Source organism: Phenylobacterium sp. GW823-FHT02A09 (genome assembly GCF_058797775.1).
Map to the genome: position 1 here is coordinate 934184 of NZ_JBXAJZ010000002.1, position 15439 is coordinate 949622.

The window sequence follows — 15439 nt, forward strand, 5'->3', positions numbered from 1 at the left end:
AGTCTAGGGTACTTCTCTTTGCTGCCTCCGCCTGCCTCGCCCCCCCCGCCGCCGACGCCGCAAGGCTGTTCGAGCCGTTCTTCACCACCCGCCGGGCGCAGGGCGGGACGGGGCTAGGCCTTTCCATCGCCCGCTCGCTGCTGGCCGCCAACGGCGGGACGATCGAGCTGGCGGAGAGCGACCACGGCGCCCGGTTCGTCGCGATCCTGCCGCCGGCGGCCTGAGCGTCTGCACAAAATCTCCACGACTTGCGCAGGCGCGGCTGCATCTGGCCCCGCGATGCTCGGCTCGCATCACGGAGGAGGATCGAGATGGTCGAGCACGGCTATGAGGTGGTGATCGAACAGGGGGGCGAACGCTGGAGCTGGAGCCTGCGCGCCGACGGGGTGGTGGCCGCCAGCGGCCCGGCGGAGAGCGAGCAGACGGCCGAACGCTCCGGTGCCTTCGCCGCGGCGGCGCTGTCGGCCCTGGCCCGCATCCGCCGCCGCGACCTGGCCCAGGCGGCTGCGCGATAGGCGGCAGGGCGCGCCGCAAAATAGCCTAGCTTGCGCTGGACGAGGTTCGCCGAACCGGAGATTCCAGCCATGAAGCTGCTGACCGCCTTGAGCCTGAGCGCCGCGCTGCTGGCGAGCGCCGCGTCCGCCCAGACGCCCATCGCGCCGCGCGCCAAGGTCGAGGCGCTGGCCGCGGCGATCGACGCGCAGTTCTACGATCCGGCCCGGGCGGGCAAGATCGCCGGCGAGCTGCGGGCCGAGGCCAAGAAGGGGACCTACGACAAGCTGACCGATCCGCGCGACTTCGCCGCGGCGATGACCGAGCGGCTGCGGCCGCAGGACGGCCACTTCGCCGTCAACTGGACGCCGCCGGCGCCGGAAGGCGCAGCCGCCGCGCGCGGCCCCAGCGGTCCGCCGCCGTTCCTGTCGCGGCGCGGCGGCTACGGCTTCGTGGCGGTCAGGGTGCTGCCGGGCAATCTCGGCTACATCGACCTGCGCGGCTTCGCCGATTTCACGCCCGATGGCGACCAGGCTGCGCGACAGGCGGCGGATGCGGCCCTGGCGCTGGTCGCCGGGACCGACGCGCTGATCTTCGACCTGCGCGACAACGGCGGCGGCTCGCCGGCCATGGTCGGCTACCTGATCGGCCATTTCGTCCCGGACGGGGCCAAAATTTACAACACCTTCAAGACCCGCGGCGAACCTGACAGCGACGAGGCGCCGAGCGTGCCGATCGCCGGCCAGCGCCGGCTGGACGTCCCGCTCTATGTGCTGACCAGCGGGCGCACGGCCTCCGCCGCCGAGAGCTTCGCCTACACCCTGCAGGCGGCAGGGCGGGCGACGGTGGTCGGCGAGGCCTCGGCCGGCGGGGCCAATCCCGGCGGCGGCGCGTCGCTGGGCGATGGGCTTTCGGTGTTCATCTCGTCGGGCACGCCGATCAATCCGATCACCGGCAAGAACTGGGAGGGGACCGGCGTGACGCCGGACGCGGCGGTTCCGGCGGCGCAGGCGCTTGATCGGGCTCAGCAATTGGCGCTGACCAAGCTGGCCGCCGCGCCGCTCGGCGAGCCGGTGCTGACCGAGAACCGCTGGGCCTTGGAAGCGCTGTCGCCGCCGCCGACCATCGCGGCGCAGACGCTGGCCCGCTACGAGGGCGCCTATGGTCCCTACCAGGCCAAGGTCGTGGGCGGGCGGCTGCAGCTGAGCGTCGGTCGGCGGCCGCCGAGCGTGCTGGTCCCGCTCGACGACAAGGGCCTGTTCCATGTCGAAGGCGCGCCTTCGCGGCGCATCCGGTTCGACGATGCGGCGCTGGTCTTCCTGTCCCCGGACGGGTCGCAGACGCGGCAACAGCGCCACGGCGCCGTAACGGGAGCAAGCTAGGACAGCGTTCGGCGGTTGTCAGGCCGCGCTGCGGCTCTATAGGTTGGCGCCCTTTCAGTCCAAGTGGGCCCTTAGGGGCCAAGAGGAAACGCCGCGCCTATGAGCGACGCCGAGAAACGCACCTTCACCGACGAGGAAGCGCTGAGCTTCCACAAGCACCCGACCCCCGGGAAGATCGCCATTGCGCCGACCAAGCCGATGGCCACCCAGCGGGACCTGTCGCTTGCCTATTCGCCGGGCGTGGCCGTACCGGTGCTCAAGATCGCGGAAGATCCCGAGACCGCCTACGACTACACCTCCAAGGGCAACCTGGTGGCGGTGATCTCGAACGGCACCGCGATCCTCGGGCTCGGCAATCTCGGCGCCCTGGCCTCGAAGCCGGTGATGGAGGGCAAGAGCGTTCTCTTCAAGCGCTTCGCCGACGTCGACTCCATCGACATCGAAGTCAGCGCCACCGATCCCGACGAGATCATCACGGTGGTCAAGAACATCGGCGTGACCTTCGGCGGCATCAATCTCGAGGACATCAAGGCCCCCGAGTGCTTCCGCATCGAGACCGAGCTGCAGGAACTGCTCGACATCCCGGTGTTCCACGACGACCAGCACGGCACCGCGATCATCTCGGCCGCCGGCCTGATCAACGCCTGCGCCATCACCGGCCGTGACATCTCGAAGATCAAGGTGGTGCTGAACGGCGCCGGCGCGGCCGGCATCGCCACCCTCGACCTCATCAAGGCCATGGGCGTGTCGCCGGAGAACGCGATCGCCTGCGACTCCAAGGGCGTGATCTACCGCGGCCGCCCGAACGACATGAACCAATGGAAGAGCGCCCACGCGACCGAGACCGACGCGCGCACGCTCTCCGAAGCGCTGGTCGGCGCCGACGTGTTCATCGGCCTGTCGGTCAAGGGCGCGCTGACCCAGGACATGATCAAGGCGATGGCCCCCAAGCCGATCATCTTCGCCATGGCCAACCCGGATCCGGAGATCACCCCAGAGGAAGTCTACGCCGTCCGTTCCGACGCCATCGTCGCCACCGGCCGCTCGGACTATCCCAACCAGGTCAACAACGTCCTGGGCTTCCCCTACATCTTCCGCGGCGCGATGGACGTGCGCGCCCGCCGCGTGAACATGGAGATGAAGATCGCCTGCGCCCGCGCCCTGGCCGAACTGGCCCGCGAGGACGTGCCCGACGAGGTGGCCGCCGCCTATCACGGCACTCAGCTGAAGTTCGGGCCGCAGTACATCATCCCGACCCCGTTCGATCCGCGGCTGCTGGCCTACATCCCGCCGTTCGTCGCCCAGGCGGCGATGGACACCGGCGTGGCGCGCAAGCCGATCGACGACATGGACGCCTATCGGGACTCGCTGGCCCAGCGCCTCGACCCGACCGCGGCCTTCCTGCAGAAGCTGCAGGGCGCGGTGTTGAAGGCCCCGAACAAGCGCATCGTCTTCGCCGAGGGCGAGGAGCCGACGGTGATCCGCGCGGCGCACGCGTTCGAGGCCGCGGGCCTGGGCCACGCGATCCTGGTCGGCCGCGACGAGCTGGTGAAGGAAAACATGATCGAGGTCGGGCTGGACCCGGCCGAGACCAAGCTCGAGATCATCAACGCCCGCGTCTCGCGGCATAATCCTGAGTTCGTGGACTTCCTCTACGAGCGGCTGTCGCGCCAGGGCTACCTGAAGCGCGACGTTCAGCGGCTGATCAACCAGGACCGCAACTCGTTCGCCGCCTCGATGGTGGCGCTGGGCTACGCCGACGGCATGGTCACTGGCGTGACCCGCTCCTACGACCAGGTGCTGGAAGAGGTGCTGCGGGTGATCGATCCGGCCCCGGACGGGCGGATCATGGGCATGAGCGTCGTGCTGGCCAAGGGCCACACCCTGTTCATCGCCGACACCAACGTCACCGAGATGCCGGAAGCCGAGGAGCTGGTGGAGATCGCCTGCGAGGCGGCCCGGACGGTGAAGAGCCTCGGCTATGTGCCGCGGGTGGCCTTCATGTCCTACTCGACCTTCGGCAATCCGATGGGCGTGCGCTCCGAGAAGGTCCGCGACGCGGTGTCGATCCTCGACATGATGGACGTCGACTTCGAATACGAAGGCGAAATGCCGCCGGAGCTGGCGCTCGACCCCAGCAAGCGGGTCAACTATCCGTTCATGCGCCTGACCGGCCCGGCCAACGTGCTGATCATGCCGGCCATCCACTCGGCGGCGATCTCGACCCAGCTGGTGCAGTCGCTCGGCGGCGCCACGGTGATCGGGCCGCTGCTGCTGGGCCTGTCGAAGTCGGTGCAGATCGCCCCGCTCTCGGCCTCGGTCTCCCGCGTTCTGCAGATGGCGACCCTGGCCGCCTACGAACAAGACGCCGTCGAGGCGCAAGCGTGAGCCTCGCGCTCAACACGTTGAACTAACCAGCCGTCCGCTCCTCGGGGTGCGGGCGGCTTGGCCGTCCCACCCCGAAGCAAAAGGAGCGCAGGCCCATGACCGGTCTCAGCATCGGCATCGATTTCGGCACGACCAACACGGTCGTCGCGCTCGCAGGGGCCGACGGGCCGGCGCATCTGGTCAAGTTTCTGGCCCCCGATTCTCTTGGCTTGTCCGGCGCGGGACGCGCCGGCGGGGAAGTCTTCGCCTTCCGCTCGGCGTTGTCGTTCTACGCGCCGCCGGACCTGCCCAACGACCGCGAGGTCGAGGCCGGGCCGTGGGCCATCGAGGCCTATGTGGAGGATCCGCTTGAGACGCGGTTCATCCAGTCGTTCAAGAGCTTCGCGGCCTCGGAGAGCTTCACCGAGACCCAGATCATCGGCCGCCGCTACCAGTTCGAGGACCTGCTCTCCGCCTTCCTGCTGAAGCTGCGCGAGCACGCCGGCGAGGACCTGGCGGCGTTGCCCAAGCGGGTGATCGTCGGACGGCCGGTCACCTTCGCCGGCGGCGCGCCGAACGAGGAGCTGGCGCTGACCCGCTACGAGACCGCGTTCCGGCGGCTGGGCTTCGAGGAGATCCTCTATTCGTACGAGCCGGTCGGGGCGGCGTTCTTCTTCGCGCGCGAACTGCAGCAGGACGCCACCGTGCTGGTCGGCGACTTCGGCGGCGGCACCAGCGACTTCTCGATCATCCGCTTCACCCGCGAGAACGGCGAGATCCGCTCGACGCCGATGGGCCGGGCCGGGGTCGGCGTGGCCGGCGACGCCTTCGACTACCGGATCATCGACAACCTGGTCTCGCCGGAGCTGGGCAAGGGTTCGAGCTACAAGTCGTTCGGCAAGATCCTGCCGGTGCCGAACCGTTACTATTCGACCTTCGCGCGCTGGGACCAGCTGGCGCTGATGCGCGCCAGCCGCGACATGCGCGAGATCCGCAAGCTGGTGCGCGAGGCGGTCGAGCCCGAGAAGATCGAGCGCCTGGTCGAGGTGCTGGACGAGAACTACGGCTACCGGCTCTACCGCTCGGTGTCGGCTTTGAAGGAGGCGCTGTCCTCGCAGGAGACAGCCCAGTTCCAGTTCGCGGCCGGCAGCATCGACATCGGCCGCCCGGTCGAGCGGGCCGAGTTCGAGGACTGGATCGCGCCGGAACTGCACCTGATCGAGGACGCGGTCGACCGGGCGATGAGCGACGCGGGCCTCAACGCCGGCGGCGTCGACCGGGTGTTCCTGACCGGCGGCTCGTCGCTGGTGCCGGCGGTGCGGGACATCTTCTATCGCCGCTTCGATGCGGCGAAGATCGAGAGCGGGTCGGAGCTGGAGTCGATCGCCTCCGGCTTGGCGCTGATGGGCCGCGAGCGCGACCTGACGAAGTGGGCGCGGGGGGCGTAATCCCAAATTCCCTCTCCCCCAAGGGGAGAGAAACCCGTGCCGGTTTCCCGCGCCTTACTTCCGCAGGTTCACCGCGTCGAGGTCGATGTCCTTGGCCGGGACGAGTTCGAGGTTCGGGCGGCGTTGCTTGAGGCCGGTCTCGAAGGCCTTGGCGTCGCCCGCGACAATGACGCTGACGGTGTCGGGCGCGAGGTTCTTGGCCGCGAAGTCCTGGACCTGTCCGGCGGTGACCGCCTCGACCTTGCCGGTGTAGGCGGCGACTTCGCTGAGCGGCAGATCGTAGAGGGCGAGGTTGCCGAGAATGCCGGCCAGGCCGTCGGTTGTGGCCAGCTCGCGGCCGAAGCCGCCGACCAGCACCGACTTGCGGGCTTTGAGTTCGTCGGCGCTCGTGGGCGCGTCGGCCAGGCGCTTGAGCTCGGCCAGCATCAGGTCGAGCACCTGCGGTGCGGACTCGTTCTTGGTCTGGGCGCTGGCGCGGAACAGGCCGGTGGTGCGCATCGCCGAGAGCCGCGAATTGGCGCCGTAGGAGAGGCCGCGCTTGATGCGGATCTCCTGGTTGAGGCGAGCGGAATAGCCGCCGCCGAGCACCGAGTTGGCGACCACGCCGGGATAGTAGGCCGGGTCGCCGCGCGAGATCGCCGCCTTGGCCACGGTGACCGCCGCCTGGCCGGTGCCGGGCAAGTCGATGGCGACCGCGCGGGGCGCGGCCTTGGCGGCGACGTCGGCGCGGGCGGGCGCGGCGCCGGCCGGCGCCTTCCAGTCGCCGAACGCGCCCTCGGCCAGCTTGAAGCCTTGCTCGGGGGTGATGTCGCCGGTCAGCACCAGGATGGCGTTGTCGGGCCGGAAGTACTGGCCGTGCAGTTTGGCGAGGTCCTCGGTCTTGAGCCGGGTCAGCGAGGCCGGGGTGCCGGAGGCGACGTGGCCGAAGCTGGTGCCCGAGAAGATCACCGGCGAGGCGGCGAAGCCGGCCAGCTGGCCCGGCGACTGGTAGGCGACCGACAGGCCGTCGAGCGCCTGGACGCGTTGGCGCTCGAGCTCCTCGGCCGCGAAGGCCGGGTTCTTCACGACGTCGGCCATGATCGCCATGGCGGCGGGCAGCTTCTCGGGCATCACGTTGAGGCTGACGGACGAGGACTCCTGACCGCCGCCGGACGACAGCACCGCGCCCAGCGCCTCTGTCTGGCTGGCGATCTCCTGGGCGCCCCGGGTCTTGGTGCCCTCGGTCAGCATGCCGGCGGTCATGCCCATGGCGCCGGCCAGTCCTTGCGGATCGGCCCAGGCGCCGGCCCGCACGGTCAGGTCGGCCGAGACCAGCGGCAGGTCGGAGGACTTGGCGACGATGACCCGCAGGCCGTTGGCCATGGTCTTCTCGGCCGGCTTGGGCAGCACCGGTTCGACCGCGGCGGCGACCGGCGGCGGGGCCTGGCGCTGGCCCTCCGGAGCGAGGGTGACGATCGGGCCCGTGTACTTGGCCGAGGCGACGACCGGCGGCTTGGGCGCGGCGTCCGTCTCGCCGGCGGGGCGAGCGCCTTCGGGCTGGTAGAGGATGGTCATGCGGCCGGCATCGGTCAGGTATTTTTGGGCCACGCGCTGCACGTCGGCGGCGGTGACGGCCTGGAGTTCGGCCAGCTCGCGGTTGGCCAGGGCGGCGTCGCCGGCGGTGCGCAGGGCGTAGCCGAGGGCGAAGGCGCGGCCGTCGATCGTCTCGCGCTCGCGCAGCTTGCCGGCGATCAGCTCGTTCTTGGCCTCGGCGAGTTCGGCGTCGGTGACGGGAGCGTCGCGCAGCTTGGCGACCTCGGCGAGCAGCGCCTTCTGGCCGTCGTCGATCGACTTGCCGCCCGAGAGGATGGCGCCCAGCATCACCAGGCCGGGCTGCTCGGGCAGCGAGGCGTCGGAGAACACCTCGGTGGCGACCTGCTCGTCGTAGACCAGGCTGTTGTAGAGCCGCGAGGACTTGCCGCTGGAGAGGATGGCGTCGAGCACGCTGAGCGCCGGGGCGTCGGGGCTGGCGGCGTCGGGGGCATGCCAGGTCATCAGGATCGCCGGCAGCGGCACGTTGGGGCCATAGCCCTTGAAGACGCCCGGCGCGGTGCGCGGCGGCTCGACGGCGGTGACCCGCTTGATCGGGGCGGCGGGGGTCTTCAGGGATCCGAAGTACTTGTCGACCCAGGCGTCGAGCTGCGCCTGATCGAAGTTGCCGACCACGATCAGGGCGGCGTTGTCCGGGCGGTAGTAGGCGGCGTGGAAGGCGCGCACGTCGTCGATGGTGGCGGCGTCCAACTCCTCGATCGAACCGATGCCGGGGCGCTTGTAGGGGTGCGTCTGGTAGCTGGCCTGCGGCACATAGAGATAGAACAGCCGGCCGTAGGGCTGGCTCAGCACCGACTGGCGCAGCTCCTCCTTCACGACGTCGCGCTCGGACTTGAAGGTCGCCTCGTCGACGACCAGCGAGCCGAGACGCTGGGCCTCGACCCACAAGAGCCGCTGCAGGTGATTGGCCGGGACGACCTCGTAGTAGTTGGTGAAGTCATCGTAGGTGGAGGCGTTGTTGAAGCCGCCGACGTCCTCGGTCATGCGGTCGATGGTTTCCGACGGCATGTCGCGCGTGGCCTTGAACATCATGTGTTCGAAGAGGTGCGCGAAGCCGGAGCGGCCGACCGGATCGTCCTTAGAGCCGACCCCGTACCAGACCTGGACCGTCACGTTGGGCGTGGTGCGGTCGACCGAGGAGAACACCTTCATGCCGTTGGGAAGCGTGCGCTCCTTGTAGGCGATCGGCGGGACGGTGTCGGCCGCCGCGGCGGGAAGGGCGAGGCCCAGGCAGAGGGTGAGCGCGAGGGCGGCGTGACGAAGCATACGGACTTCCCGATTGGCGAGCGCCGACCCTAGCACTCGCCCCGGACTTGGGAAGCTTACGGGATTGTCATCATCCACCGCTCACCCCGGCGAAAGCCGGGGCCCAAGCTGGATTTCAGCTTGTGAGACGGTGGGGCCGCTTGGGTCCCGGCTTTCGCCGGGATGACCGGGCTTTGAGCGGCGCCTACTCGGCCAGCTTGACCAGCATCTTGCCGGAGTTCTTGCCTTCCATCAGGCCGATGAGGGCGTTCGGGGCGTTGGCGATGCCGTCGAGGATGGTCTCCTGGTACTTGACCTTGCCCTCCTTCAGCCAGCCGGCCATGTCGCGCTGGAAGTCGCTGTAGAGGTGCATGAAATCGGTGCCGACGAAGCCGCGCAGCATCACCCGCGAGTAGATGATGTTCGACAGGTTCGAGACGCTGGAGTGGCCCGAATTGTAGCCCGAGATGAAGCCGCAGACCGGGATCCGGCCGAGCGTGTTGATCCGGCGCAGGGCGGCCTCGAGATGGTCGCCGCCGACATTGTCGAAATAGACGTCGATGCCCTTGGGCGTCGCCTCTTCGAGCGCCTTCTTGATCGGGGTTTCCTTGTAGTTGATCACCGCGTCGAGCCCGACTTCGTCCTTCAGCCAGGCGGCCTTGTCGGCCGCGCCGGTCGAGCCGACCACGTAGCAGCCCTTTATCTTGGCGATCTGGGCGGCGACCGAGCCGACCGCGCCGGCGGCGGTGGAGACGAACACCTGCTCGCCGTCCTTCAGGGCGCCGATGTGCAGCAGGCCGCCATAGGCGGTGAAGCCGGTCATGCCCAGCGCGTGCATGTGGACGGTGAGCGAGAGGTCGGGGTCGGCGGCCAGCTTGGTCAGGCCCTTGCCGTCCGAGGTGAAGAACTCGCGGAAGCCGTTGCGATTGGAGACCAGGTCGCCGACCGCGAAGTCAGGGTTCTTGGACTGCACGATGCGGCCCAGCGCGCCGCCCATCATGGCGACGTTCAGGTCCTGGCCGGCGGTCAGCCGCGGACGCATGGCCGGGTCGACCGACATGTAGAGGTTTTCGACCAGCACCTCGCCGTCGGCGGCGTCGGGAACCTGCGTCTCGATCAGGGCGAAGTCGCCCGGGGCGGGCATGCCGTTCGGACGGGCGACGAGGTGGATTTCACGGCTCTTGGGCATATGGCCTCCCTGTGTCTTGAAATGCGCCGGCCCTGAATGCGGATGGGCCGAGGGGAAGTTGTCGCCTGTCGAACGCCGTAAGGCCAGGGCCTTCAAACAAATGTTCGAGATCAGTCCGCGGGCAGCGCATCGCCCCAGTCGAGCCGGCGGGCGACCGAGAAGGCGACCTTGTCGCGCTTGGCCGCGAAGCGCAGCTCGGCGGTCCCTTGCGGCGTGCAGAGCTTGAGCTCGATGCCCGGCTTGCCGACGCGTGGCGGGGCCAGCACGCGGGGCGTCGGCGGTCTGGCGGCGACGCCGGGGCGGGCGGCCAGCAGGTAGATGAACTTCTCGTCCTCGAACGGGGTCTCGGCGCCCTTGGCCAGCCGGTGGTCGCGCGAGCGGGCCAGGCGCTGGCTGAAGTGGCACCAGTCGGGGGCGGTCAGGGGACAGGGCGCCTGATGCGGGCAGGGGGCGAGGATCGCCGCGCCGGCCTCGATCAGCGTCGCGCGGGCGGCGAGGATGCGCGCGTAGCCGGCCGGCGTGCCGGGCTCGACGATCGCCAGGACGCCCTGGGTCGAGGTCCAGAGCGCGGCGATGGTCGCGGCCTGCCTGGCCTCGGGGATCTCAGCCAGGGCGTAGCTGGCGACCACGAGATCGGCGCTGGGCCAGTCGCCCGGGGCGGTGAGGTCGGCGCGGATCCGCTCGGCGTCTTTCAGCGGCGCCGGCGCGTCGGCGGCGAGGGTGGCGGCGATGTCGAGGAAGGCGCGGTTGGAGTCGAGCAGGCTGGCGCGGGCGACCTGCGGCCAGGTCTCCAGCGCCGCCCAGCCGGCCCCGCCGGGACCGGCGCCGGCGTCGAGCAGGCTGGTCGGGGCGAAATCGGGCGCGCGCAGGGTCAGCTCTTCGAACACGCGGCCGCAAGCGGCGTAGGTGGCCGGCAGCCGGGTCAGCACATAGGCCGTGGCGTCGGCCTGGCTGGCGACCACCGCGGCCGACCCGCCGCCGGCGCGGTAGCGGGCCGAGATCGCGCCGGCCCGCTGCGCCATGTCCTTGCGCGAGACGCCCTCCATCAGGCGGTCGGCGGCGAGGCGGAGTTGGGGCGGCAGGTCGAAGGACATGGGAGGGGATTAGCCGCCTCCTTCACAGACTGTCATCCCGGAAAGCGCGCAGCGCTTGTCCGGGACCCATGAACACCAGATGGGGCAGGCGGTGGCGGGGCCGCGCCGAAGCTCGCCGACGCGGCGCGAACGGGTCCCGGTCTTGCTTCGCAAACCGGGATGACACTTGAAACGAGCTCCCGGGGAGAAGGAGTCTACTTCCCTCGCGCCATCACCTCGGCGCGGAGGGCGGCGAGGGCGTCGGGGATGTCGCGGCGCAGGGCCATGCGGGCGATGGGGGCGGGGATGGCGAACGGGGTCGAGGCGCGGCTCTCGTAGAGCACGCGGGTGCGCGCCCCGCCGTTCAGCGGCACCAGCCGCCACTCTCCGTTCAGCACCTGCAGCTGGCCGCCTTCGCGGTAGAAGCGGATGCGGTGCGGGGGGTCGTATTCGGAGCGGAACACGCTGCGCACCGGCGGCAGCAAGCCCGCGCGACTGACATGTTCGCGCACGTCCCAGCGCCCGGCCGGGTCGCGCTCGAGGATGCGGCAGCTCTTCAGCCGCTTGACCATGCGCGGGGCGAGGTCGCAGTCGACGACGACCTTCCAAACCGCCTCGGCCGGGGCGTCGATGTCGACGCTGCCGCGGATCAGCCCCGAGGCCCCGCCGGGATCGGCGAGCACCTCGACGCGGATGCCGTCGTGGCTCGGGCCGGCGTCAGCCCAAGCCGGCCCAGGTCCGACCAGGACCAAGGCGACGGCAAGGGCGGCAAGCGCCCGCATGGCGTTCCCTCACAGCGCAGCTTCTCCCCGTGAGGGGTTAACGCCTCAGGAGCCGTGACGGTTCTTGACCAGGTCGTCGACTACCGCCGGGTCGGCGAGCGTGGTGGTGTCGCCGAGGTTGGAGAGGTCGTTCTCGGCGATCTTGCGCAGGATGCGGCGCATGATCTTGCCCGAACGGGTCTTGGGCAGGCCCGGCGCGAACTGCACGACGTCCGGCGCGGCGAAGGGGCCGATTTCTCGGCGGACCCAGCCCTTGAGCTCGGCCTGCAGGATGTCGGTCGGCGCGACGTCGGCCTTCAAGGTCACGAAGCAGTAGACCCCCTGGCCCTTGACGTCGTGCGGATAGCCGACGACTGCGGCCTCGGCCACGTGCTCGTTGCCGACCAGGGCGCTCTCGATCTCGGCGGTGCCCAGGCGGTGGCCCGAGACGTTGATCACATCGTCGACCCGGCCGGTGATCCAGTAGTAGCCGTCCTCGTCGCGCCGGCAGCCGTCGCCGGTGAAGTACTTGCCGGCATAGGTCGAGAAGTAGGTGTCGAAGAAGCGCTGGTGGTCGCCATAGACCGTGCGCATCTGGCCGGGCCAGCTGTCGGTGATGCAGAGGTTGCCGGAGGTCGCGCCCTCGAGCACGCCGCCCTCGGCGTCGACCAGCTGGAACTTCACGCCCGGCAGCGGCTTGGCGCAGGAGCCCGGCTTGGCCGCATGGGCGCCGGGCAGCGGCGAGGCCAGGCAGGCGCCGGTCTCGGTCTGCCAGTAGGTGTCGACGATCGGGCAACGGCCCTCGCCGACCACGCGGTGGTACCAGAGCCAGGCTTCGGGATTGATCGGCTCGCCGACCGTGCCGAGCAGGCGCAGCGACTTGCGCGAGGTCTTGGTGACTGGTTCGTCGCCGTCGCGCATCAGGGCGCGGATGGCGGTGGGGGCGGTGTAGAAGATCTCGACCTTGTGCTTGTCGATCACCTCCCAGAAGCGGGAATTGGTCGGGTAGTTCGGCACGCCCTCGAACACCAGCGACGTCGCGCCGTTGGCCAGTGGGCCATAGACGACGTAGCTGTGGCCGGTGACCCAACCCACGTCGGCCGTGCACCAGAAGACCTCGCCGGGGCGATAGTCGAACACCAGATCGTGGGTGTGCGCCGCCCAGGTCAGATAGCCGCCGGTGGTGTGCAGCACGCCCTTGGGCTTACCTGTCGAGCCGGAGGTGTAGAGGATGAACAGCGGGTCTTCCGCGTTCATCGGCTCGGGCTCGCAGGTGTCGGCGACGTCCTTCTTGAGGTCGCCGAAATAGGCGTCGCGGCCGTCGGTCATTGGCACGTCGGCGCCCGTGCGGCGCACGACGATGACGTCCTTGACCTGCGGGCAGGAGGCCAGCGCCTCGTCGACGTTGCGCTTCAGCGGCACGGTCTTGCCGCCGCGCAGGCCCTCGTCCGCGGTGATGACGATGCGGCTGTCGCAGTCCTGGATGCGGCCGGCGATCGAGTCCGGCGAGAAGCCGCCGAAGATCACCGAATGCACCGCGCCGATGCGGGCGCAGGCCAACATGGCGACGGCGGCCTGCGGGATCATCGGCAGGTAGATGGTGACGCGGTCGCCCTTCTTGACGCCCTTGGCCTTGAGCACGTTGGCCATGCGGCAGGTTTCGGCCAGCAGCTCGCGATAGGTGAGGGTCGTGGTCTCGCCGCCGTCGCCTTCCCAGATGATCGCGACCTGATCGCCGCGCGCAGCGATGTGGCGGTCCAGGCAGTTGACCGAGACGTTCAGCTCGCCGTCGGCGTACCAGCGGATGCGGAAGTCGTCCTTGTTGAAGGAGACGTCCTTCACCTGGGTGAACGGCTTGCTCCAGTCCAGGCGTCCGGCGACCTTGGTCCAGTAGCCGATCGGATCGGCCTCGACCTGGGCCACGGCGGCCTCGTAGCCGGCTGCGTCCATGTGCGTCCGCTCGGCCCAGGCCTTCGGAACCGGAAAGACTTCGCCTTCACTCACGCCGCGCACTCCCTGTTTCACGCTTTGCCGGGGAGTTATGCGGAGTGAGGCCGCGGGCGCAACCGCCCAGGGGGTGAAGTTTCGAGTTTCGCGGCCCTGCGGCCGCGGCGCGGGTTGCCGCAGATGGGCGGATCGGCGAATGGTCGAGCCTTCCCCCCAACAACCGGAGCGGCCCAAGACCGATGCGCCTTCCCATTGCCCTTGTGATCGCCGCGCTCAGCGCCCTTCCCGCCGCGGCGGCCGACGCCGACGGCGCCCGCTGGTGGTCGCACGTCGAGACCCTGGCCGGGCCGCAGTTCGAGGGCCGGCTGACCGGGACGCCGGGTTATGACAAGGCGGCGGCCTATGCGGCTGGTCAGTTCAAGGCGTTCGGGCTGAAGCCGGCGGGGACCGACGGCTATCTGCAGTCGATGAAGTTCACTGTGCAGCGGGTGCTGACCGAGGGCTCCAGCGCCGCGCTGGTGGTCGATGGGCGAGAGCAGCCGCTGCGGGTCGGGCCCGACCTGCTGCTGGGCGCACGCATTCCCCAGCCCAAGGCGATCCAGGCCCCGCTGGTGTTCATCGGCTACGGCCTGCACCTGCCGGAGGTCGGCTATGACGACTTCGCCGGCCAGGACCTGAAGGGCAAGATCGCGGTCTATGTGAATGGCGGGCCCGGCGACATCTCGGCGGCGCTGAAGGCGCATTCGCGCGGCTCGGAGACCTGGCGCGCGGCCAAGGCGGCCGGCGCGGTGGGGCTGATCGCGCTGCCGACGCCGAAGTCGATGGACGTGCCGTGGACGCGACAGATGGCCAGCGCCGGCCAGCCGGGCATGTACCCGGCCGACGAGGACCTGCGCGACGTGACCGGCGAGGCGTTCTCTGCCAGCTTCAACCCCGCCGAGGCCGAGAAGCTGTTCGCCAAGTCCGGGCATACGTTCGCCGAGGTGCTGGCCCTGGCCGACGCGGCCAAGCCGATCAAGGGCTTTGCGCTGAACATGGACCTGAAGGCGCAGGTCGCCACCCAGGTCGGCCAGGTGTCGTCGGCCAACGTCGTCGCCAAGCTGCCGGGGTCCGATCCGAAGCTGAAGGCCGAGAACATCGTCGTCACCGCCCACCTGGACCATCTGGGCCCGAACACCAGCGGCGTCGGCGCGACGTACTACGCCGGGGCGCTGGACAACGCCGCCGGGGTCGCCTCGGTGCTGGAGATCGCCCGCGAAATGTCGGCGGCGAAGACGGCGCCGAAGCGCTCGGTGCTCTTCGTGCTGGTGACCGGCGAGGAGAAGGGGCTGCTGGGCTCGAAGTACTTCGCCGGCAAGCCGAGCGTGCCGCCGGCCTCGGTCGTCGCCAACCTCAACATGGACATGGCGCTGCCGCTCTGGAAATTCGACTCGGTGCTGATCTACGGCATCGACGAGAGCACGATGGGCGACACCGCCAAGGCGGCGGCCAGGGCCGCGAACCTGGAGGTGGTCGCCGACCCCTATCCGGACCGCAACTCGTTCATTCGCTCGGACCAGTACAGCTTCATCCGCGCGGGCATCCCGGCGCTGTCGTTCAAGTTCGGCTTCAAGGCGGACACCGACCGGGCGGCGATCGAGAAGACCTGGCGGGCGGAGCGCTACCACGCGCTGGCCGACGACCTCGCCCAGCCGGTCGAGAAGGCCGAGGCGGTGAAGTTCGACGCCTTCCTGGGTCAGCTGATCACCGACATCGCCAATGCGCCGGCGACGCCGAAGTGGAAGGACGACAGCTTCTTCAAGCGGTTCGCGAAGTAGGCTGACGAGAAGAAATGCTCCCCCGCTGGGGGAGCTGTCAGCGAAGCTGACTGAGGGGGACTTCGACACTTCTGCTTTGAGAGCAGTCCCCCTCCGTCTCGATGCTGCGCATCGATCCACCTCCCCCA

The 15439-nt window shown here is 69.6% G+C and carries 12 protein-coding genes (1 of these 12 only partly in view); 7 read left to right on the plus strand and 5 right to left on the minus strand.

Annotated features, from left to right (window positions below; translation table 11 throughout):
- The 6 genes from AC1Q87_RS11840 to AC1Q87_RS11865 all read left to right on the plus strand — a co-directional run.
- Positions 1-117, plus strand: the final stretch of a protein-coding gene (locus AC1Q87_RS11840; RefSeq protein WP_492609283.1) for a histidine kinase dimerization/phospho-acceptor domain-containing protein. Its footprint begins 1041 nt before the window's first position; only the last 117 of its 1158 coding nucleotides appear in the window; its start codon lies beyond the left edge, outside the window; the stop codon is at positions 115-117.
- Complete coding sequence (locus AC1Q87_RS11845) at positions 66-224, plus strand: ATP-binding protein (RefSeq protein ID WP_492609284.1); 159 nt, start codon at positions 66-68, stop codon at positions 222-224. Before AC1Q87_RS11840 ends, AC1Q87_RS11845 begins: the two co-directional genes overlap by 52 nt.
- An 87-nt stretch (positions 225-311) precedes the next feature.
- Positions 312-515: a hypothetical protein gene (locus AC1Q87_RS11850; protein ID WP_492609127.1), complete on the plus strand. Its 204-nt coding sequence runs from the start codon at positions 312-314 to the stop codon at positions 513-515.
- Between the two features lie 69 nt (positions 516-584).
- A complete protein-coding gene (locus AC1Q87_RS11855; protein WP_492609128.1) occupies positions 585-1874 on the plus strand; it encodes a S41 family peptidase in 1290 nt (429 codons plus the stop codon).
- 99 nt (positions 1875-1973) lie between these two features.
- Positions 1974-4262: an NADP-dependent malic enzyme gene (locus AC1Q87_RS11860; RefSeq protein ID WP_492609129.1), complete on the plus strand. Its 2289-nt coding sequence runs from the start codon at positions 1974-1976 to the stop codon at positions 4260-4262.
- 95 nt (positions 4263-4357) lie between these two features.
- Positions 4358-5689 carry an Hsp70 family protein gene (locus AC1Q87_RS11865; protein ID WP_492609130.1) on the plus strand — a complete coding sequence of 444 codons (1332 nt, stop codon included), beginning with the start codon at positions 4358-4360 and terminating at the stop codon, positions 5687-5689.
- A gap of 54 nt (positions 5690-5743) precedes the next feature.
- Here AC1Q87_RS11865 and AC1Q87_RS11870 read toward each other — a convergent pair whose 3' ends face one another.
- The 5 genes from AC1Q87_RS11870 to acs form a co-directional block, all read right to left on the minus strand.
- The gene (locus AC1Q87_RS11870) at positions 5744-8545 is read right to left on the minus strand and encodes a M16 family metallopeptidase (protein WP_492609131.1); all 2802 of its coding nucleotides are present in this window, start codon (positions 8543-8545) and stop codon (positions 5744-5746) included.
- Between the two features lie 184 nt (positions 8546-8729).
- Positions 8730-9713, minus strand: a complete 984-nt coding sequence (locus tag AC1Q87_RS11875) for an NADP-dependent oxidoreductase (RefSeq protein WP_492609132.1) — start codon at positions 9711-9713, stop codon at positions 8730-8732.
- A gap of 110 nt (positions 9714-9823) precedes the next feature.
- Positions 9824-10807, minus strand: a complete 984-nt coding sequence (locus tag AC1Q87_RS11880) for a small ribosomal subunit Rsm22 family protein (RefSeq protein ID WP_492609133.1) — start codon at positions 10805-10807, stop codon at positions 9824-9826.
- A gap of 194 nt (positions 10808-11001) precedes the next feature.
- Positions 11002-11568, minus strand: a complete 567-nt coding sequence (locus tag AC1Q87_RS11885; RefSeq protein WP_492609134.1) for an SRPBCC family protein — start codon at positions 11566-11568, stop codon at positions 11002-11004.
- 45 nt (positions 11569-11613) lie between these two features.
- Positions 11614-13551 (minus strand): acetate--CoA ligase, encoded by a 1938-nt coding sequence (gene acs / locus AC1Q87_RS11890; protein ID WP_492609135.1) that lies wholly within the window; start codon positions 13549-13551, stop codon positions 11614-11616.
- A gap of 182 nt (positions 13552-13733) precedes the next feature.
- On the opposite strand from acs, the gene AC1Q87_RS11895 reads away from it, so the two are divergent.
- Positions 13734-15311 carry a M28 family metallopeptidase gene (locus AC1Q87_RS11895; protein ID WP_492609136.1) on the plus strand — a complete coding sequence of 526 codons (1578 nt, stop codon included), beginning with the start codon at positions 13734-13736 and terminating at the stop codon, positions 15309-15311.
- Positions 15312-15439: the final 128 nt, after the last annotated feature.

Excerpts from the sequence above, each read along its gene's own strand:
- AC1Q87_RS11850 (WP_492609127.1), top strand. The coding sequence starts at position 312 with ATGGTCGAGCACGGCTATGAGGTGGTGATCGAACAGGGGGGCGAACGC.
- AC1Q87_RS11855 (WP_492609128.1), top strand. The coding sequence starts at position 585 with ATGAAGCTGCTGACCGCCTTGAGCCTGAGCGCCGCGCTGCTGGCGAGC.
- AC1Q87_RS11860 (WP_492609129.1), top strand. The coding sequence starts at position 1,974 with ATGAGCGACGCCGAGAAACGCACCTTCACCGACGAGGAAGCGCTGAGC.
- AC1Q87_RS11865 (WP_492609130.1), top strand. The coding sequence starts at position 4,358 with ATGACCGGTCTCAGCATCGGCATCGATTTCGGCACGACCAACACGGTC.
- AC1Q87_RS11870 (WP_492609131.1), bottom strand. The coding sequence starts at position 8,545 with ATGCTTCGTCACGCCGCCCTCGCGCTCACCCTCTGCCTGGGCCTCGCC.
- AC1Q87_RS11875 (WP_492609132.1), bottom strand. The coding sequence starts at position 9,713 with ATGCCCAAGAGCCGTGAAATCCACCTCGTCGCCCGTCCGAACGGCATG.
- AC1Q87_RS11880 (WP_492609133.1), bottom strand. The coding sequence starts at position 10,807 with ATGTCCTTCGACCTGCCGCCCCAACTCCGCCTCGCCGCCGACCGCCTG.
- AC1Q87_RS11885 (WP_492609134.1), bottom strand. The coding sequence starts at position 11,568 with ATGCGGGCGCTTGCCGCCCTTGCCGTCGCCTTGGTCCTGGTCGGACCT.
- AC1Q87_RS11895 (WP_492609136.1), top strand. The coding sequence starts at position 13,734 with ATGCGCCTTCCCATTGCCCTTGTGATCGCCGCGCTCAGCGCCCTTCCC.